The organism is Geobacillus sp. Y412MC52, from assembly GCF_000174795.2.
GTDB classification, from domain to species: Bacteria; Bacillota; Bacilli; order Bacillales; family Anoxybacillaceae; genus Geobacillus; species Geobacillus thermoleovorans.
Window position 1 is genome coordinate 2,758,817 of sequence record NC_014915.1, and the last position, 20,006, is coordinate 2,778,822.

The following is a 20,006-nucleotide window of genomic DNA, read 5'->3' on the forward strand; positions in this document are numbered from 1 at the left end:
GTTCCCTCCTACTCGTAGTTTGTACTACTATGTATACGAGCCGTTTTCCAAAATAGAATAAAAAAAATCCTTTAGCGCATGGACGCTAAAGGATTTGTTGGTTACAGCCGAATCGCTTCGACCGTGCCGATCGGCTTGCCAAACCACTTCCCGGAAATCTTTTCAAACAGCTCTTTCGGCCCGGTCGTGAAAAACAAATGCTCCGGTTCGCGCTCGCCGGTGTAAAGGAGCTGGCTGTGGTGCAAAATCGCGCTCACTTCACGAGCCGTCTCACCGCCCGAGCAAATGAGCTTCACGCGTTTGCCCATATACGTGCGAATGAGCGGCGCGAGCAACGGATAATGCGTGCAGCCTAAAATCAGCACATCGATCGGCAGCGGACGGAGCGGAGCGAGCGATTCGGCGACGATCGCCATCGCCTCCTGCCCTTCAAAGTCGCCGCTTTCCACAAGCGGAACGAATTTCGGACAGGCCAAGCTCTCGACTTGGACGCGCGGATTGATGGATTGAAGCGCCTTTTCATACGCCCGGCTTCGGATCGTGCCAATCGTGCCGATGACGCCGATGTGCCCGCGCCTAGTCGCTTTCAGGGCGGCGCGAGCGCCGGGATGAATAACGCCAAGCACAGGAATGTCAAGCTTCGCCCGCACGTCGTCAAGCGCGACCGCCGTCGCGGTGTTGCAGGCGATAACAAGCATTTTCAAGGGATATTGCCGCAAGTAATCAATCATTTGCCACGTAAATCGACGGACTTCTTCCACCGGCCGCGGCCCGTACGGGCAACGAGCGGTGTCGCCTAAGTAAATAATTTGTTCTTTCGGCAGCTGCCTCATAATTTCTTTGGCGACGGTCAAACCGCCGACTCCTGAGTCAATGACACCAATTGCTCTTTCCAAGTGATCGCCTCATTCTTTCGTCATTTCTTGATGCAATTTGCGCAAACAACGCTCAAAGACGACGATTTCCTCGTCTGAAAAGCTTTCCAGCACATTGGCTAGATCGCGCTGGCGTTTCTCAATCACTTCTTCGATAATGCGCTCTCCTTTTTCAAGAAGGCGAATGCGGACGACGCGGCGGTCGTGTTCATCGCGGACTCTGGCGACAAGTCCGTTCCGCTCCATGCGGTCGACCAAGTCGGTCGTCGTGCTGCACGCCAAATACATTTTGTTCGATAACTCGCCGACCGTCAAGTCCCCTTCTTCAAGCAGCCACTGCAGGGCGACAAATTGCGGTGGGGTGATCGGATAGTTGGTTAAAATTTCACGGCCGCGCTGTTTCAAATTTGCGGCGATATAGCGAAGCAATTTTTCCAACTCGGCGACCGTTCTTTCATTCATCGCAGACGGCATACCATCTCTCCTTGATCGTTTCCGCGGCCAGCCTCAAACGGCGGCTTGCGCCGACAGCTATTCTTACTTTTCATTTTACAACACCGGCAAAGATAATCAACAAAAAAATGCGGCGGCCGCCGCGGACGAAGGCCGGACGGGCGCCAAGCCTCGTCCGGCCGCAAGGGAACATAACAGCCGGCTGTCCAACAAGGAAAGCCGGCATCGTTTATAGTTCAAGTTCGCCCATTCGAAGCAATTCAATGACAGCTTGCGAGCGCCCCTTGACCCCAAGCTTTTGCATCGCATTCGAAATATGGTTGCGGACCGTTTTCTCGCTGATAAACAGCTCTTTGGCGATCTCTTTCGTCGTCTTGTCTTGCACGAGCAATTCGAAGACTTCTTTTTCTCTTTTTGTCAAAAGCGGCTTCGATTGAAACGATTTGTCCTTCAACGGTTGTAACCCTCCTTGCTCTCAATGGGCCCGAACTGCCGGATGGGTATTTCCTTGCCATATCGTATGTGAGAGCAAGAGCGGCGGTGACGAAAATTTGCTTATCTAATAGAAAAATGGGTCTTTTTTTCTTTATCTTTCGATTCGCCGGAGACGGTTGGCTGCCGCTTGTCTAGCAAAACAAAAAATCCCCCTCATGTCTGTTCGAATGAAGGGGATTTTGATTCTGCCGCTACACTTCGTCGCTGCCAAAGAAATCGCGGAACATTTGAATCGTCGTTTCGCGGTTTAACGCCGCGATCGATGTCGTCAACGGAATGCCCTTCGGGCACGATTGCACGCAGTTTTGCGAGTTGCCGCAGTTGGCCAGTCCGCCGTCGCCCATAATCGCCCGCAACCGTTCGGCTTTATGCATCGCCCCGGTCGGATGGGCGTTAAACAGCCGCACTTGCGACAGCGGCGCCGGGCCGATAAAGTTCGACTTGCTGTTGACGTTCGGGCACGCTTCCAAGCAGACGCCGCACGTCATGCATTTTGACAGCTCGTACGCCCATTGCCGCTTCCGCTCCGGCATGCGCGGCCCCGGGCCCAAGTCGTACGTTCCGTCGATCGGAATCCATGCTTTCACTCGCTTCAACGCATCAAACATCCGGCTCCGGTCGATGACCAAGTCGCGGATGACAGGGAATGTGCGCATCGGCTCAAGGCGGATCGGCTGCTCGAGTTTGTCAATGAGCGCGGCGCACGCCTGGCGCGGTTTGCCGTTAATGACCATCGAACAGGCTCCGCATACTTCTTCCAGACAGTTCATTTCCCAAGCGACCGGCGTCGTTTTTTCCCCTTTGGCGTTGACTGGATTGCGGCGAATTTCCATGAGCGCCGAAATGACGTTCATGTTCGGGCGGTACGGAATGACAAACTCCTCTTCATACGGCGCAGAATCCGGACGATCTTGGCGCGTGATGATCAAACGAACCGTTTTGTTCTCGCTCATCTTACTTCACTTCCTCTTTCTTTTTGCTGTAGTCGCGCTTGCGCGGTTTAATCAACGAGACGTCAACGTCTTCATAATGGAACGACGGACCATCTGGCGTGTAGCGGGCCATCGTCGTTTTCAGCCATTCTTCGTCGTTGCGCTCCGGAAACTCCGGCTTGTAGTGCGCGCCGCGGCTTTCATTGCGATAGTAAGCGCCAAGCGTAATGACGCGGGCAAGCTGCAGCATGTTGTACAGCTGGCGGATAAACGTCGCTCCTTGGTTGCTCCATCTCGACGTGTCGGTGACGCTGATGTTTTTGTACCGCTCCATCAGCTCTTGAATTTTTTCATCCGTTTTGAGCAGCCGGTCGTTGTAGCGGACGATCGTCACGTTCGCCGTCATCCATTCACCGAGCTCTTTATGCAGCACATAGGCGTTTTCCGTGCCGTCCATCGCCAAAATGTTCTCCCATTTTTCCTGCTCCCGTTTCACATAGCTGTCGTATAACGTCGACGGCATCGCATCCGCCGATTTCTCGAGGCCGCGGATGTAGCGGACGGCGTTCGGGCCGGCGACCATTCCGCCGTAAATCGCCGACAGAAGCGAGTTTGCCCCGAGGCGGTTCGCGCCATGAATCGAATAATCGCACTCGCCGGCAGCAAACAACCCTTTGATGTTCGTCATTTGGTCATAGTCGACCCATAAGCCGCCCATCGAGTAGTGAACGGCCGGGAACACCTTCATCGGCACTTTGCGCGGGTCTTCGCCCATGAACTTCTCGTAAATTTCGATAATGCCGCCGAGCTTAACATCCAACTCTTTCGGATCTTTATGTGACAAATCCAAATACACCATGTTTTCGCCGTTGATCCCGAGCTTCAAATCGACGCAGACGTGGAAAATTTCCCGTGCGGCGATGTCGCGCGGCACCAAGTTTCCGTAAGCCGGATATTTTTCCTCAAGGAAGTACCACGGTTTCCCGTCTTTATACGTCCAAATGCGTCCGCCTTCCCCGCGCGCCGATTCGCTCATAAGGCGGAGCTTGTCATCGCCCGGAATGGCGGTCGGGTGAATTTGGATGAACTCGCCGTTCGCGTAGTAAACGCCTTGCTGATAGGCGATCGAAGCCGCTGAACCAGTGTTGATGACCGAGTTCGTCGATTTCCCAAAAATGATCCCCGGGCCGCCGGTCGCCAAAATGACGGCATCGGCTGGAAACGCTTTGATTTCCATGGACCGCAAATCTTGTGCGACGATGCCGCGGCAAATTTGCTCGTCATCCAAAACGACGCCTAAAAACTCCCAATGCTCGTACTTCGTGACGAGCCCGGCCACTTCATGGCGGCGCACCTGTTCATCAAGTGCATACAAAATTTGCTGCCCGGTCGTGGCTCCAGCATAGGCGGTCCGGTGATGCTGCGTCCCCCCGAAACGACGGAAATCAAGCAACCCTTCCGGCGTCCGGTTGAACATGACGCCCATCCGATCGAGCATGTAAATGATCCCCGGCGCCGCTTCACACATCGCTTTGACCGGAGGCTGGTTCGCCAAGAAGTCCCCGCCATAGACGGTGTCGTCAAAATGCTCCCACGGCGAGTCGCCTTCCCCTTTCGTGTTGACCGCTCCGTTAATGCCGCCTTGGGCACAGACGGAGTGAGAACGCTTTACCGGAACGAGCGAAAACAGCTCGACAGGCACTCCCGCTTCGGCGATTTTAATCGTGGCCATCAAACCGGCCAACCCACCGCCAACAACGATGATTTTCCCTTTTTTCATAGCTACTCACTCCCTAATAGATTGCTGCTTTTGCTTGCATGCCGCACGTTTTGCCTTGCCGGCCCGCCATCGACCAAGCGATCGTTCGGAGGCGGCTGAGACGTGATCCACCGCGGGCCAACGCAACGATTCGTCGTCGAATTGATCTCACACCAACCTAAGTGACTTCAACCGCTTCCTTTTTAGAAGCGACGTCGTTCCCCGTCAAATTGATTTCACGCAAACGCCAAAATGGCGCGAATGCCCACAATCGAAAGCGCAACAAAAATGATCATCGTAATGTACGTAAATACTTGCTGCGAACGAGGGGACACCGTCAATCCCCAACTGACGCAGAACGACCATAAGCCGTTGGCGAAGTGAAAGACCGTGGACAAGATTCCAACAATATAAAATCCGAGCATAAACGGATTGTCGACAATGTTGGCCATCATGTCGTAGTTCACTTCGGCGCCGAATGCAGCCTGCACCCGCGTTTCATACACATGCCAGACGACAAAAATCAATGTAATGATGCCGGTGATCCGCTGAAGCATGAACATCCAGTTGCGGAAATAGCCGTACTGGCGAGTGTTGAATTTGGCTGTAAACGCGATATAAATGCCGTATACAGCGTGGAACAACAATGGAAGAAAAATAACAAAAATTTCAAGAAAATAGCGGAACGGCAAGTTTTCCATAAACGCCGCCGCCCGGTTAAACGCTTCCGGCCCACGGGTCGCAAAATGGTTGACGACCAAGTGCTGCACTAAAAAGATGCCGACGGGAACAACCCCCAGCAGCGAATGGAGCCGGCGATAGTAAAACTCGCGATTCCCTGCCATTATGTAAACCCCCTTCAATTGAATAAAAAATATGTCCCTCTCGCTCGCCATGCGGAAACGGAAACGTCTTCCATTCCCCTATTCGCTTGTCACATTCATTGTACTCCCACATTGTACAAGCGTCAAGAAAACACTGACACAAAATGTTCAAACATTCTCATAGTTGCGCCACCTTAGGAAAGAGGATGCACTCCGGCAGCAATTCAGCTATAATGGGGAAATGGATAGAAAGAGGGGAAAACGATGAAACAGCCACCATTAGAGGACCAATATCAAATGTTTGGGTCGATTGCGCTTTCCGCATTCGGGGCTGAGCTGCTTCGCCATTCGCTTCTTCCCGAGCTGCTTGGCAAAGATGCCGCTTCGCTGCTGTACTGGGCCGGCAAACAGCTGGCGCGGCGCTATCCGCTCGGAACGCTCGATGACGTCGCCGTATTTTTTGAACGGGCGGGCTGGGGGGAGCTATCAACCGGCGAAGAGCGAAACGACGAACTATATATCGAGCTGTCGGGCCCCATCATCGCCGCCCGCTTTTCCTTGTACGGCAGCTGCTCGTTCCAGCTTGAGGCGGGATTTCTCGCCCAGCAAATCGAACAACAAAAGCGGTTCGTCACCGAAGCGGTCGAACTGCCGCCAAAGCGGGACGGCAAAGCGCGCATTTTGGTGAAATGGGATCGGAAGCAGGCGATCGAATGACAGGCAAAGAACGGGCGTCCGCTCGCAAAACGGGCGCCCGTTCAGCCATTATTCATGCAGTTTTTCATAGATTTTCTCCGCCACCGCTCGCGGAATGTTCGCCCGCTGCAACTCTTCCACCGTCGCCTCTTTCATCTTTTTCACCGAGCCGAAATAATTCAAGAGCGCTTTTTTCCGCTTTTCCCCGACGCCGGGGATGTCATCAAGCACGGAATGGAACATCGTTTTCTGCCGCGTCTTTCGGTGAAACATAACGGCAAACCGATGCACTTCATCCTGGATGCGCTGCAATAAATAAAACTCTTGGCTTTGCCGGTCAAGCGGCACGACATCCGGCGGGTCGCCGGCCAAAAGCTCTGATGTGCGATGTTTTTCGTCTTTCGCCAATCCAGCCAGCGGCACATCCAGTCCAAGTTCGTTTTCGAGCACATCCCGCACCGCCGACAAGTGGCCTTTGCCGCCGTCGATGATGATCAAATCGGGAAGCGGCAATCCTTCTTTCAACACGCGCGTATAGCGGCGGCGCACGACTTCGCGCATCGTTTCATAATCGTTCGGCCCCGCGACCGTTTTCACCTTATATTTCCGGTATTCTTTTTTCGCCGGCTTGCCATCGAGGAAAACGACGAGCGCCGAGACCGGATCGGCCCCGTAAATGTTCGAGTTGTCAAACGCCTCGATGCGGCGCGGCGCCGGAATGCCAAGACGCTCTCCGAGACGTTCGACCGCTTTGATCGTCCGTTCTTCGTCCCGCTCGATGAAATAAAATTTTTCTTTCAGAGCAATGGCCGCGTTTTTGCTCGCCAGCTCAACAAGCTCTTTTTTCTTCCCTTTTTTCGGCTGGACGACGGCAACGCCGAGCAATTCGCGGGCGAGCTCGCCGTCAATGTCGGACGGGAGGACGACTTCTTTTGGCTTCAAATGATGCGCTTTCGCATAAAACTGACCCAAAAACGTAAGCATTTCCTCATCCGGGTCTTGGTAAAGCGGGAAGATCGACACGTCGCGCTCAATCAGCTTCCCTTGGCGAAGGAAAAACACTTGCACGCACATCCAGCCTTTGTCGTATGCATAGCCGAATACATCGCGGTCGATGAAGTCGTTGAGCATCATTTTTTGCTTTTCCATCGTCATCTCAATCGCCGCGATTTGATCGCGGTATTCTTTCGCCCGTTCAAACTCGAGCGCTTCCGCCGCCTCGTGCATTTTCTCGGCCAACTCCCGCTTCACGTCTTCATACCCGCCGTTTAAAAAGCGGACGATTTGTTCAACCATCGCCTTATTTTGTTCGTCCGACACCGGGTGGACGCACGGGGCGAGGCATTGGCCCATATGGTAATACAAACAGGCGCGCGAAGGCAGCGTCGAACATTTGCGGAGCGGATATAAGCGGTCGAGCAGCTTTTTCGTTTCGTTCGCCGCCTGCACGTTTGGATACGGGCCGAAATATTTGCCGCCGTCTTTTTTCACTTTGCGGGTGATAAGCAGGCGCGGATGCTTTTCCGCGGTGATTTTAATAAACGGGTAGCTTTTATCATCTTTCAGCATGACGTTGTATTTCGGATCATGCTTTTTGATCAAATTCATCTCCAAAATGAGCGCCTCGGCGTTTGACGAGGTGACGATGTATTCGAAATCAGCGATCTCCTCAACAAGCCGCTGCGTCTTGCCGTCATGCGTCCCGGTAAAATACGAGCGGACGCGCGCTTTCAGCGACTTCGCTTTGCCGACGTAAATGACCGTTCCGTGTCTGTCTTTCATCAAATAGCAGCCCGGCTGTTCCGGCAGCACGGCCAGCTTTTCTTTCAGCCGCTCGTTCATTGGCCATCACCTCACTGCTCCATCAACCCATTCGTACAGCGTAATCGTCCCATACACTGGATCAGCAAGCAGACTGGAACGATACGTTTTCACTTTGCGCACATGGCGGGAAACATCGATCCCTTGAGCCTCGAACCCTTGGACAACGTGATTGGTCATATATATCGTAGCATGGCGGTAGTTTTCTTTGTCTTGCAAAAAGAAGGAAAAATGGAGCACGTCTTTATGTGGAAAGGGCACGTTCAAATAGTCTAGGACGCGCGTCTCTTCCCACGTATATACCACAAACGGCTGCCGTTTGTCACGCAAATCGTCCGCAAGCTGATACACTGCCGGCGGCGTCTTTGCCTGCTCGTGCAGCTGCCCGATGCCGATTGTAGACTGCAGCAGCACAACCGCCGCCAACACATGCTTCCATGATCGCGGTGCAGCCAATACGCGCCCCCACACGAAAACGAGCGCAATGTGAACGAGCGGAAGGAGATGACGCGGCTTGTCAATGTTTTGTCCGAAAAGCGCCCACAAAGCATACAGCAACGCGGAAACGACAAGCGGGCGCGGCAGCCGAAACGGCCCAGTGCGCCAGGCGATGGCGCCGACCACTGCATAGGCAGCCAGCAGCCAAGCATTTCGGCTGGCCATGCCGGTCCAAAGAAAGTTGTCAAGGACAAAGCGGCACACCCGCTCCCAAAATGGAAGCGGGCTCGCCGCCGCCGTTCCCCCCCAGTCGCTGAAATGACCGACGACAAACGCCCAGCCAAGCTTGAAAAACGGCCAAAGGCCGCCTTCCGTCGCCGCGACCGCCGCCACCCAAACAAATTGAAAGGCGGCCGCCGCCAACAGCGATGCCGCCACGCGGCCGAGGCGGCGGTGCGTTTTCCAGTCTTCATGCCAAAGGATCAACAACGCGGCAGCAAACGGGGCATAAGACAAACGGATGCCCATGAGGATGCTAAACAACGCAGCCGGCCAAAGCTGCGCCATCCATGTTGTTCGCCGCCGCGCCCATTCCAAAGCCCATACGTACCACCAAAGCACGCCAAGCGCCGCGCCGTCCGACATCGGTCTGGCGGCGGCAAGGAGCACGTAGCTTGAAGAAAGCACCGAAAGCGCCGCCCATAGCGCCGCTGAACGCGGCATATGGCGAACGAGCAGCCAAACGATGGGAAAGGCGGCGGAAAACAACACGAGCACATTCAAGATCGAAAGCGCTTTGGCCGGATTGGCGACCAGAGCGTGCACTGCCATGCCGCCAAGAATAAAATACGGATAGCCCGGGAAATGCGGCTGCATGGCCAACACATCATAGCGCCTAAGCGCCAAGGCAAAATCAACTTCATCCCATGTGGCCGCATACGGGCTCGCCCAATACAAACAGGCGCCAACCAACCAAGCGGCTGTTCCGACACCAAAGCCAATCCAAAAGCGATCGCCGAACCGTTTGTCCACCGTGTCCCCCTCCAAAGAAAACGTACAAGGCGCTGCAGCCTTGTACGTTTACATGACGCGTTTTTTATTTTCATCCAACGCGGCAGCCGGCGGTTTCTCGACCACAGCGCTCTTTTGACCGCGGCGGCTCGCCACCAACAAATACACGACGACGAAGTAGCCGATATAGGCGATCACTTCTTCAAGCGACGGCATCGCTGAATAGCCAAACAGCGCTTTTAAAAAGACGCCGACTTCGCCGGAAAAGACGGGGGCGACGCCATGATCGCGCACGTAATGTTCGTAATCGATCGGATGTTCTGGAAGCAGCCATGTCAAATCATATACGTGCGGCATGACGCTGCCAATGAGGCCAATGTCCTGCATCATCGAAATCGCTTGCACGAGCAACCCGGCGGCGATCAAGACGATAAAGGCTCCAGTCACTTTAAAGAACGTTTTCAGCGGAATGCGCATCGTTCCTTTAAAGAAGAAGTAGCTGACCAAAGCGGCAATGGCGATTCCTGTCGCCGCCCCCCAGCCTTGTATGGCCGCGCCGATGTTGCCATGCGTAATCGCGGCGAAGAAGAAGACCGTTTCCACTCCCTCGCGCAGCACGACTAAAAACGAGTGAATGACCATGCCGGCGACATTGCCGGCGGTAATAAACTGGTCCATTTTCCCTTCGACGTTTTTTTTCATGTCCCGGCTATGCTCGGCCATCCAAAACACCATTTGCGTCAAAAGCAACGCGGAGACGATCATGATGCCGATTTTTAAGTAGATTTCACTGCCCATCGCGGCAAATCCCGTGAACACGACTTGAAACAAAATGGCCGCGCCGATGCTCGCCAACACGGCCAAACCAGCACCAAGCCATACGTACTTCGTGTATTCGCGGTGATCGACCCGTTTCAAATACGATGTAATGATGCCGACGATAAGCAGCGCTTCCAGCGCTTCGCGAAACGTAATGAGCAGCGCTTGGACTTCCATGTCTCCGCCTCCCCTTTATATTTGGACTAAGCCCGCTTCCGACGCCGCACATAAATGAGGGCCGCGCCGAGAACCACGACAACGATGACAATGAGCGGAATCCAGTTTTTTGCTTTGGACAAATCGGTCCACTCTTTCTTTTGCACTGCATCCGGCTTTTCTGCAGCGCTTTCCGAAAAATGGCCGACTTTTAGGCTTTTTAGGCCAAATTGCTTTTGCAGCATTGTTAAAATCGTCTCTTTGCTTTTTTTAAACACGTTGATATCCGATTTTTTCTCGCCGACGCCGAACAGCCCCGGGTTGCCAAGCGACTGAAGCGCCTTGTCAAACTCGGTGCGCAGCTGTTTGTCAAGCGCAGGGTCTTTCCCTTGGATGATCGGCGACAGCGCTTCATACGTCGCAAACGCCTTCGCCAACAGCCGCTTGCTCGTGTCGTACTGATCAAAGTTCGCCTCAATATTGTCCAAACGTCGGGCGATATTGAGCACTAAAATGTTTTCCATGTCTTTGATCACCGCCTGGCGGTCCTTCGCTTCGATGGCTGCAAGCACGGCCTTGGACGGCTCAGGTCCCATGTGCATGTCGATTTCTTCTTTTATGGTTCCGAAAATTTCCTTCGCTGCGGCAAAGTTCGGCGGCTGCTCGTTCAACTTTTCTTTCATCTCTTTATACGCCTCAGCAACCGCTTCTTTGTTCGGATCTCCATACGAATAGGCGAACACTTTCAGCGGAATGAGATTGAGAATAATGATCACTGCTATGTAAAAAAAGAAACGGGATGTTTTCACATTTCTGCCCCTCCTATCAAGATCAATGATAATCATTATCATCATCGTTGTCAATATAGAAAAAAACGGCCGGCGGCCAGATGCGGCCGCCCCTCACGAACAATGGCGCTCCCGCTCCAAAGAAAGCACATGCGCTTTGGGGTCAATGACAGCTTTTTTGACCGGGCGGCGCATTTCCTTCCAGATGCCCGGGATGACCGCGGTTATATAGGCGGTGAACTTGATGAACGAGCGGCCGGTCGTCCGCACTTGATAGCGGATCGGCACTTCTTTCAAGCGAAACCCTTTGCGCACTAAATTGAGCGTCAACACTTGGGCGTAATTGTAATCATGAATGATTTCCGCCTCTTCCATCGCTTGGCGGGAAAACGCGCGCATCCCCGACTGCCCGTCATACAACCGCTGGCCGAGAAGGAGCGACTGCAGCCACGTGAACAAATAATTCCCGAGGCGTCGGTGCCATTTCATGCCGCGAATCGTGCCAAGGAAGCGCGAGCCGATCGTATAGTCCGCTTCACCGGTGAAAATCGGCGCCAAAAGGTCGGGAATTTGTTCCGGCGGATATTCGTTATCGGCATCGATCATCACGCCGATATCCGCGCCAAGACGGACACACTCTTCAAGCCCTCGCCGCACCGCCGCCCCGAGGCCGCGGTTTTCCGGCCAGCGGCAAATGTAATCGGCTCCCGCTTCTTGCGCCGCTTCAGCAGTCCGGTCGGTCGACCCGTCATCAATGACCAAGACGCTGACCTCTACATCGGGATGGAAATGACGCGGAATGCGGCGAATCACTTCCCCAATCGCTTCTTCTTCATTGTGCGCCGGCAAAAAGACGATGACGCGCTGCTTCTTCATCGCTCTCCTCCTTTCGCATCGCTTCGATCAAAACCGGACCTCGGCTATGGCTCGGATACGGCGCACCAAGCAAATAGGCGATCGTCGGCGCCAGCGAAACGAGGCTTTTTTTCTCATCGACTCGTTTTCCTGCTTCAATCGCCGGGCCGTATAAAAAAAACGGCACATACCGCTCCCCTTCATCGAGGTGGCCGTGGCCGCCGATGCCATCCGCTTGGCCATGGTCGGCGCAGACAATCAATGTCGCGCGCTCGAGCTCGCCCCGTTCCTCAAGCCAGCCGACAAACTCCGCGATCAACGCGTCGGCTTCTTCAATTTTTTCGATATACTCGTCATACAGCACACCGCGGCTATGGCCGGTCTGGTCGGTGGCGATCAATTGCACGACAAGCAAGTCCGGGTGCTGCTCTTCCACAATGCGTTTCGCCCGCTCGATAATATAGCGGTCAGCTAGTTCGTTAGGCATGACGGCCGTCACCGTTTCGACATCATCTCCGAACGAATCGACCAAATGAGCGATGCCAAGCAAGCGGCCTGTTTTCCCTACTTTGCGGAGCGAGTCGAAGATCGTTTCCACTTTCGCTCCGAGCTTCCATACCATATTCGAGCGAATGCCGTGCTCAAACGGATACGTGCCCGTCAACATCGATGTAAAGCAAACGACCGTGCGCGCCGGATAGACCGTCTCCATTTGCGCAAATTCCGTCCCTTGAGCGCGCAACCGTTTCAAAAACGGGGCGTTGGCCGCTTCAAACCGGTCTTTGCGCATCCCATCAATCACGATGACATACACTTTGTCACTGATCGGCACGGTTGGACTCGGCACATTGTTCGTATAAGTCGGAATGATCTCCGGCTGCCAGTCGAACAAATTCCGATGCAAAATCCATGAAAACAGCCACACCCCAGCGGCAAACAGCCAAAGCGCCCCGCACAGCGGCGCCAAAGCCGCTCCTTGATCGATCTGCCGCGAAGCGTATTCCCATACGGACAAAAGAAGAAAACATTTCGGCAGCTGCTCTTGGGCGTTGCCGCTGGTCGAATCGCTGTTTTTCAGCACCAGCTTCCAAAAGCGGGTGAAATTCCACCACGACGTGCCGATTCGCAAATGATAGTAAAGCGTTCCCCAAAAAAAGACCGTAAAGAAAAAGTAAAGCCCCGACGCCAACAACAACAACGACGCATCAGCGAACGACCAAACGATGAGAAACACGACATAAGGGATCCATAAATAATTGCGCAAAAACAGTGGATAATCGTACACATAATAGACAACAAACAACGGCAGCACCGCCGTCAGGCCAATCAGCCATGTCCATGCATGGCTGCCCATCAAATCAGCGGCATGGTAGATGCTCATCGTTCCCGCGACAAAAATCGGCGTGAACGGCTTTCCTTCATTCAGCAAATTCCAGCAGCGCGCCGCCATTTTTTCGAATCGTGACGCTTCTTTCATCGCCTCTCCCTTTCCTTTCTCCATACGCTCCGCACCGCTTGCCAGTCGGACCGCCAAAGCCACAATACCGCGGCACCAGCGGCGTAAGAAAACAGAAATTTAAACGCATGTGTCAACACCGCGGCCATATACGCCACATCCCACGGTGCACCAACCGTAGTTAAGGCAAACCCCATCACCGCCTCATACGTTCCGAGTCCACCGGGAGCGATTTGGGCAATTTGTCCGGAAACGGTCGCGCTTTTAGCCGCCGGTTTACCGCTCATATTCGCGCGCCCACGCCACCGTGCGGGCGAGCCCTTCGGCAAACGCCACCTTCGGCTTGTAACCAAACGCCCGCTCCGCCTTCGTGATGTCCGCCCATGTCGCTTTCACATCGCCTTTCCGCTCCGGCGCGTGCACGATTTTCATATCGGGAAAGTGCTTCCGCAACTCAGCGAGCAGCTGCTCCATGGTGACGGGCGCCCCGGCGCCCAAGTTGAACACTTCGCTTCGCCCGCCGCTGCGGTGAAGTGCTGCGATCATGCCCTCCACAATATCATCGATATACGTATAATCGCGCGCCGTCCCCTTGCCATACACGACAATCTCCTCGCCCGCCAGCAATCGGCGCAAAAACGTGCCGATCGCCATATCCGGACGACCCCACGGCCCGTAAACGGTGAAATAGCGGAAAATCGTCATTTGGTAGCCATACAAATGGGCATAGGCATGACAAAACGATTCCGCTCCGTATTTCGCCGCCGCATACGGCGACACGACGCGGCCGTCAACCATCTCTTCCCGGAGCGGCACATTGCCTCGGTCGCCGTACACCGATGACGATGAGGCAAACAGCACGTGCGCCGCACCCGCTTCCCCCGCCGCCGCCAACACATTGACCGTCGCTTTGATGTCATAATCGATATACGCGAGCGGCTCCTCGAGGGAATACGGCACGCCCGGCAGCGCCGCCAAATGGTAGACGACATCGGGACGAAACTCGACCAGCCACCTTTTCGTTCGCTCCCCATCAAGCAAATCCAAGCGGACAAGCGGCACCCGACCGCCGGTGAGCGTCTGAAACTGCCGCTCTTTCCGTTCAGCAGAATAATATGGATGAAAACAATCCACTGCAGCCACGTCATATCCGAGTCCGCTTAACCGGGCGGCTAGATGGCTGCCAATAAATCCGGCTCCTCCAGTAACAACGATTTTCAACGGTTTCACCCCATTACAAAATTGGCTGTCCATCAGCATCTTACCACAGCCGCTCGGAAAAGTCGCGGCGCCATGAAAAAAACCAAACGTTTCCGGACAGACGGCTGCCCTGAAGGCACACAAGCTGCCTGACATCACCATCGAGCACTCTGCCGACATCAAATCTGCTGCCTCCTTCGTCAAACAAGGGCGTCCACAGGACGCCCTTGTTTGCTAGGTTATTTCGCTTTTTCGATCACTTGTTGCAGGGCGGCTTCAATTTGCGGCAGCCATTTGTCACCCTCAGCTTTGTTTTTTGCCTTTGCCGCCTCTAGGTAGCGTGTCGCCTGTTCGTTCAAGTCGGTGTATGCCTTGTCGCCGAGCAGCGTTTTGATATCATTTTCGATCATGTTAATAAAGAGCGCGCCTTCTAAGGCGGTGATCACCGACTTGTCTTGCCCCCAATTTTCTTTGCTTTCTTCATATTCGTGAAGCGCCACTTTCGCCCATCCGCGCACGAACGCATGGTTCACCGCTTTCGGATCGAGCGTTTTGACATCGGTTTGCAGGTCAAACTGTTTCAAAATGTAGTCCGCCTCCTCCGCGGCATGCCGTTTCATATACGGATAGACGGACTGATAAAACGCCCAGCCTTCCGCCTGCTCCACTTTGGCTTCTTCGGCGTTTTCCTTGGCCGCAGCCGCCGCCTTCGCCGCATAGCCGTGCGGCAGCGCTCCGCTCGCTAAATAGAATGTTTTCATCAATGTTTTGTCCACGACTTGCTTGCCGAGGGCAAATGAGAGCGCATCATCGTTTTGGACCGCTTGCTCCATTTGGGCAAACGCCCCGTTGATCGCGTCAACCAACTTCGTTCCGTAAGCCGCATCGCGCTTTTCCACGGTCGACTGCAAAATCGCGTAAAATGCCTTCGCTTCCTCAAGCTCTTCCTTTACTTCTTCCTTATTGGCCCAATGCTCTTCTGCTTCGGTAAACTCATGTTTGATCGTCGTGTAAAACACTTTTTGCATCAGCTTGTCAAAAATTTGCTTGACGACCAACGGCTCAAGCGACCCGTCTTTGCCGGCGGCCAGTGCGTTGGTAATATGTTGGTCAAGCGTATCTTCAAATTCCGCGTCACGTTTTTGTACAAGCGGCTGCAGCTTTTCTTTGTAGATGCTCTCCACTTTGCCGAAGTCGACCGCCCCGCCTTGCTTCGCCTTCTCAAGCTCCGCGAGCGCTTCGCTGAACGCTCCCGCATAATCGACTTCCGCTTCTTCCTTCTCGTTCTCCGTCTTCTCTTCCTCTTTCGGCTTTTCTTGTTTTTCCACAGCCGTTTGGTTGCTGCTTTCTTTTTCTGTTCCCGCCGTCTGTTTGCTCTGGCCGCACGCGCCAAGCGCCAACGCCGCGGCGGCGAACACGGCGAGCCACTTCCATTTCAATGACATTATGTATCCCCCCGTTCACACATCCAAAAATGATAATCAATATCAATACAATAAGATTATAAGAGAAAATGAATTTCAATGTCAACACATGATGAAAAAGTGAGGACTCCCCTCTTGCTGAAAATCCTCTCTTCCTGGCTGATCACACCTTAAATAAAAAAATCCAGAGGCTTCTTCCCCTCTGGATTTCCTTCTTTCTCCGTTATGACACATGTTTGCCAACCAGCTGCACAAGCGCCTCTTTCGGCTGATAGCCGACCGCTTTGTCGACAAGTTGGCCATCTTTGAACAGAAGCAGCGTCGGGATGCTCATGACGCCGAACTTCGACGCTGTTTCTTGGTTTTCATCGACATTCACTTTGACGATTTTCACTTTGTCGCCCATTTCGCGGTCAAGCTCTTCCAGCACCGGAGCGATCATGCGGCACGGTCCGCACCATGGCGCCCAGAAGTCAACGAGCGTGAGGCCGTCTTTCGTTTCTGCGGCGAACGTTTGGTCAGTGGCGTTGACAATCGCCATATCGATTCCCTCCCATCTTCTTGAATGCTGCAAGCAAAGTATACCATGGAATGCAAGTCGGCGCGAATGTTTTGCTTCGTTTCTACTATTCGCTTTTGCCGCGGAATTTATCCGTCAAAAAACGGACGGCTGCAGCCGCCCGTGTTGTTCATTACGAATGCACTTTCAGTTTTTTGAATTCTTCGGTGAGGAGCGGAACGACTTCGAACAAATCGCCGACAATGCCGTAGTCCGCGACTTTAAAGATGTTGGCTTCCGGGTCTTTGTTAATGGCGACGATGACTTTCGAGTTGGACATCCCCGCTAAATGCTGGATGGCGCCTGAGATGCCGCAAGCGATGTAAAGGTCCGGCGTGACGACTTTCCCCGTTTGCCCGATTTGCAGCGAGTAGTCGCAATAGCCGGCATCGCACGCCCCGCGCGAAGCGCCGACCGCGCCGCCCAACACTTCGGCGAGCTCTTGGAGCGGCTTGAAGCCTTCGGCGCTTTTGACGCCGCGGCCGCCGGCGACGATCACTTTCGCCTCGGTCAAGTCGACGCCTTCCGCCGTTTTGCGGACGACTTCTTTGACAATCGCGCGCAAGTCTTTAATCTCGACGGCGAGCGCTTCCACGCTGCCTGTGCGCGACTCGTCGCGCTCAAGAGGCGCGATGTTGTTCGGACGCACCGTCGCAAAGATGATGCCGCTTGTCACGATTTTCTTTTCAAACGCTTTGCCGGAGTAGATCGGACGGGTAAAGACGATGTTGCCGCCTGCCTCTTCGACGGCGATGACGTCGGAAACGAGGCCGGCGTCGAGCTTGATGGCCAATTTCGGCGACAAGTCTTTGCCGAGCGCCGTATGGCCGAAGACGATGCCTTCCGGCTGCTCTTTGTCAATCACGGCTTTTAACGCTTGCGAATAGCCATCTGATGTATAAAATTTCAAATTCGGATGTTCGATGACGACGACGCGGTCCGCACCGCGGTAAATGAGTTCGTTCGCATGCGCCTGCACTTGGTCGCCGACGAGCACCGAGACGACTTCCCCGCCTTCGGCGATCGTTTTGGCCGCTGCAATGGCTTCAAACGAAACGTTCCGCAGCGATCCATCCCGCACTTCTGCTAAGGTCAATACTTTACGTGCCATGTTTCAGTCCCCCTATCCTTTGATTCCCCGTTGTGCTTCATCCGAACGCCGACAGCGGTTTCCGCTTATACCACTTTCGCTTCGGAGCGGAGCAGCTGAACGAGTTCCTTCACTTGATCAGCGATCTCGCCTTGCAAAATTTTGCCCGCTTCGCGCTTCGGCGGCAAGAACACTTCGATCGTTTTCGTTTTTGCTTCGACATCCTCTTCATCAAGATCCAGGTCGTCAAGCTCCAACTCGTCAAGCGGCTTTTTCTTCGCCTTCATAATGCCCGGCAGCGACGGATAGCGCGGTTCATTCAGCCCTTGTTGAGCGGTGACAAGGAGCGGCAGCGACGTTTCGATGATTTCCTCATCCCCCTCGACGTCGCGCACAACGGTCACTTTGCCGCCGTCGGCAATGTCGAGCTTCGTGATCGTCGTCACATACGGAATGCCGAGCAATTCCGCAACGCGCGGGCCGACTTGCCCGGAACCGCCGTCAATGGCGACGTTGCCGGCTAAAATCAAGTCCGGGTTTTTGTCTTTTAAGTATTCAGCGAGCACTTTCGCCGTCGTATATTGGTCTTGTTCTTCGACATCATCGTCAATGTTGATGAGCACCGCTTTATCGCAGCCCATGGCGAGCGCCGTGCGCAGCTCTTTTTCCGCTTCCTCGCTGCCGACGGTGACGACCGTCACTTCGCCGCCGTGTTTGTCGCGCACTTGAATCGCTTCTTCAATGGCGTATTCATCGTACGGGTTGATGATGAATTCTGCACCTTCCTCGTTGATCTTGCCGTTGACAATGGAAATTTTTTCCTCCGTGTCAAACGTCCGTTTCATCAACACAAAAATGTTCATGTCGTTCCCCTCCTCGGTTTGGTCGAACATTGTTTCATGTTCCAACATTCAGATATTTACAGGGATCATTTCCCTTTAAAGACAGGCGGCCGTTTTTCCAAAAACGCCTGCACGCCTTCTTTTGCATCCTCGGATACAAACACGCGGCCAAACCATTCCGCCTCCTCGCGCACTGCCTCGGCAAACGATTTTTCCTTCGCGGCGTTGAGCAGTTCAATCGTCGCACGGACGGAAAGCGGACTTTTGGCGGCGATCTTTTTCGCCAACGCTTTTGCTTCATCAAGAAGCCGCTCTTCCGGCACCGCCTTGTTGGCAAGCCCCCATTCAACCGCTTCGAGTCCGGTGATCGGCTCGCTCGTCCACATCATTTCCGCCGCTTTGCCAAAGCCGACGTAGCGCACAAGCCGCTGCGTGCCAGCAAATCCAGGGATGATGCCAAGCTGCAGCTCCGGAAGGCCGAGTTTGGCGTTTTCCGCCACCACACGAATGTGGCAGCTCATAGCCAGCTCCAACCCACCGCCTAATGCGGCGCCGTGAATCGCCGCAATGACTGGTTTGGAAAAGCGTTCGATCCGCTCCATCACGAGTTGGCCGTTGCGCGACAAGCCGGATGCCTCCTCAGCGGAAGCGATGGACGTGAATTCTTTAATATCGGCGCCGGCTGAGAAAAATCTTCCTTCGCCATGAAGCAGCACGACGCGTACTTCCGGATCGGTCTCGAGCTCGTCCAACACGGTTGAAAGCTCTTTCAAAACCGCTGATGAAAGGGCGTTCGCCGGCGGCCGCGAAAACGTCACGACGGCGACGAACTCCTCTTTCGCCAAACGAAAAAAGTCCATGAAGCCTCTCCCCTTTCTGCCTTTCCTAACGTCCGGCGGCGCACCCTTTGACGAGCAGTTCGTACACCGGGTCGGCGAGGGCGGCCAAGTCATACTTTTGCTCGTTCATCACCCACGTCGTCACCGTTTCATCAAGGGTGCCAAAGATCATTTGCCGAGTGAGCCGGACGTCTAAATCTTGGCGAAACTCCCCTTTTTCCATCCCCTCCATGATGATGCGGTCGATGAGCCGCAAATATCCTTTCAGCACCTCATTGATGCGATGGCGCAGCTCTTTGTTCGACTGGCGCAGCTCAAGCTGCGTCACGACCGCCATATGCGGATCAGCGGCGAGGGCGGAAAAATGAGTTTTCACCAATACATACAATTTCTCTAGGGGGCTTGAAATTCCTTCTGTCTCTTGTTCAATTTTCTCGATGAACGCCCCCATCTTTTCCTGAAAAAGCGAAATTAAAATATCCTCTTTGTTTTTAAAATAAAGGTAGATCGTGCCGTCGGCGACACCGGCCTGCTTGGCGATTTTCGACACCTGTGCTTGATGGTAGCCGTGCTCGGCGATGACGACGACGGCAGCGTCAATGATTTGCTTAAATTTCGGCTTTTCCCTCCGCAATATGGATTCTCCTTTTCTCACTTTCCATCCGCCAAATGAA

The 20,006-nt window shown here is 54.0% G+C and carries 20 protein-coding genes and 1 pseudogene; 1 reads left to right on the forward strand and 20 read right to left on the reverse strand.

Going from position 1 to position 20,006, the window contains the following annotated elements:
- Positions 1–101: 101 nt before the first annotated feature.
- From racE to GYMC52_RS13585, 6 genes are all read right to left on the reverse strand, one after another.
- Positions 102–896 (reverse strand): glutamate racemase, encoded by a 795-nt coding sequence (racE, locus tag GYMC52_RS13560; RefSeq protein ID WP_011232143.1) that lies wholly within the window; start codon positions 894–896, stop codon positions 102–104.
- A 9-nt stretch (positions 897–905) separates the two neighbouring features.
- A complete protein-coding gene (locus tag GYMC52_RS13565; protein ID WP_013144569.1) occupies positions 906–1,349 on the reverse strand; it encodes a MarR family winged helix-turn-helix transcriptional regulator in 444 nt (147 codons plus the stop codon).
- 208 nt (positions 1,350–1,557) lie between these two features.
- A complete protein-coding gene (locus GYMC52_RS13570) occupies positions 1,558–1,782 on the reverse strand; it encodes a helix-turn-helix domain-containing protein (protein ID WP_008881129.1) in 225 nt (74 codons plus the stop codon).
- Positions 1,783–2,014: 232 nt separating this feature from the next.
- The gene (gene sdhB / locus GYMC52_RS13575; RefSeq protein ID WP_011232145.1) at positions 2,015–2,776 is read right to left on the reverse strand and encodes a succinate dehydrogenase iron-sulfur subunit; all 762 of its coding nucleotides are present in this window, start codon (positions 2,774–2,776) and stop codon (positions 2,015–2,017) included.
- Between the two features lies 1 nt (position 2,777).
- Complete coding sequence (gene sdhA / locus GYMC52_RS13580) at positions 2,778–4,535, reverse strand: succinate dehydrogenase flavoprotein subunit (RefSeq protein WP_013524268.1); 1,758 nt, start codon at positions 4,533–4,535, stop codon at positions 2,778–2,780.
- 215 nt (positions 4,536–4,750) lie between these two features.
- Positions 4,751–5,359, reverse strand: coding sequence for a succinate dehydrogenase cytochrome b558 subunit (locus GYMC52_RS13585; RefSeq protein WP_013144567.1), 609 nt, complete (start codon positions 5,357–5,359; stop codon positions 4,751–4,753).
- 243 nt (positions 5,360–5,602) lie between these two features.
- Here GYMC52_RS13585 and GYMC52_RS13590 point away from each other — a divergent pair, with 243 nt between their 5' ends.
- On the forward strand, positions 5,603–6,055 hold the full coding sequence (locus tag GYMC52_RS13590; RefSeq protein WP_013144566.1) for a YslB family protein: 453 nt from the start codon (positions 5,603–5,605) through the stop codon (positions 6,053–6,055).
- A 48-nt stretch (positions 6,056–6,103) separates the two neighbouring features.
- On the opposite strand, the gene uvrC is transcribed toward GYMC52_RS13590, so the two are convergent.
- From uvrC to GYMC52_RS13660, 14 genes and pseudogenes are all read right to left on the reverse strand, one after another.
- Positions 6,104–7,876 carry an excinuclease ABC subunit UvrC gene (gene uvrC, locus GYMC52_RS13595; RefSeq protein WP_013144565.1) on the reverse strand — a complete coding sequence of 591 codons (1,773 nt, stop codon included), beginning with the start codon at positions 7,874–7,876 and terminating at the stop codon, positions 6,104–6,106.
- 6 nt (positions 7,877–7,882) lie between these two features.
- Positions 7,883–9,325 (reverse strand): hypothetical protein, encoded by a 1,443-nt coding sequence (locus tag GYMC52_RS13600; protein ID WP_013524269.1) that lies wholly within the window; start codon positions 9,323–9,325, stop codon positions 7,883–7,885.
- Positions 9,326–9,373: 48 nt separating this feature from the next.
- Positions 9,374–10,300: an FTR1 family iron permease gene (locus GYMC52_RS13605; protein WP_013144563.1), complete on the reverse strand. Its 927-nt coding sequence runs from the start codon at positions 10,298–10,300 to the stop codon at positions 9,374–9,376.
- Positions 10,301–10,326: 26 nt separating this feature from the next.
- Positions 10,327–11,088 carry a hypothetical protein gene (locus tag GYMC52_RS13610; protein ID WP_013524270.1) on the reverse strand — a complete coding sequence of 254 codons (762 nt, stop codon included), beginning with the start codon at positions 11,086–11,088 and terminating at the stop codon, positions 10,327–10,329.
- A gap of 93 nt (positions 11,089–11,181) precedes the next feature.
- Positions 11,182–11,943 (reverse strand): glycosyltransferase family 2 protein, encoded by a 762-nt coding sequence (locus GYMC52_RS13615; protein WP_013524271.1) that lies wholly within the window; start codon positions 11,941–11,943, stop codon positions 11,182–11,184.
- Complete coding sequence (locus GYMC52_RS13620; protein ID WP_013524272.1) at positions 11,900–13,399, reverse strand: alkaline phosphatase family protein; 1,500 nt, start codon at positions 13,397–13,399, stop codon at positions 11,900–11,902. The genes GYMC52_RS13615 and GYMC52_RS13620 overlap by 44 nt, the downstream gene beginning before the upstream one ends.
- A pseudogene (locus GYMC52_RS13625) lies at positions 13,396–13,647 on the reverse strand (UPF0104 family protein); the annotation flags it as partial. The gene GYMC52_RS13620 and the pseudogene GYMC52_RS13625, both read right to left, overlap by 4 nt.
- A gap of 7 nt (positions 13,648–13,654) precedes the next feature.
- A complete protein-coding gene (locus GYMC52_RS13630; protein WP_041469532.1) occupies positions 13,655–14,599 on the reverse strand; it encodes an NAD-dependent epimerase/dehydratase family protein in 945 nt (314 codons plus the stop codon).
- A gap of 218 nt (positions 14,600–14,817) precedes the next feature.
- Entirely contained in the window at positions 14,818–16,023 is a 1,206-nt protein-coding gene (locus GYMC52_RS13635; protein ID WP_013524274.1) for a hypothetical protein, read from the reverse strand.
- A 202-nt stretch (positions 16,024–16,225) separates the two neighbouring features.
- Positions 16,226–16,543, reverse strand: coding sequence for a thioredoxin (gene trxA, locus GYMC52_RS13640; RefSeq protein WP_013144557.1), 318 nt, complete (start codon positions 16,541–16,543; stop codon positions 16,226–16,228).
- A 151-nt stretch (positions 16,544–16,694) separates the two neighbouring features.
- The gene (locus tag GYMC52_RS13645) at positions 16,695–17,672 is read right to left on the reverse strand and encodes an electron transfer flavoprotein subunit alpha/FixB family protein (protein WP_013524275.1); all 978 of its coding nucleotides are present in this window, start codon (positions 17,670–17,672) and stop codon (positions 16,695–16,697) included.
- Positions 17,673–17,737: 65 nt separating this feature from the next.
- Positions 17,738–18,514 (reverse strand): electron transfer flavoprotein subunit beta/FixA family protein, encoded by a 777-nt coding sequence (locus GYMC52_RS13650; RefSeq protein ID WP_013144555.1) that lies wholly within the window; start codon positions 18,512–18,514, stop codon positions 17,738–17,740.
- Between the two features lie 65 nt (positions 18,515–18,579).
- On the reverse strand, positions 18,580–19,353 hold the full coding sequence (locus tag GYMC52_RS13655) for an enoyl-CoA hydratase (RefSeq protein WP_013524276.1): 774 nt from the start codon (positions 19,351–19,353) through the stop codon (positions 18,580–18,582).
- A 25-nt stretch (positions 19,354–19,378) separates the two neighbouring features.
- Positions 19,379–19,966 (reverse strand): TetR/AcrR family transcriptional regulator, encoded by a 588-nt coding sequence (locus GYMC52_RS13660; RefSeq protein WP_011232163.1) that lies wholly within the window; start codon positions 19,964–19,966, stop codon positions 19,379–19,381.
- Positions 19,967–20,006: the final 40 nt, after the last annotated feature.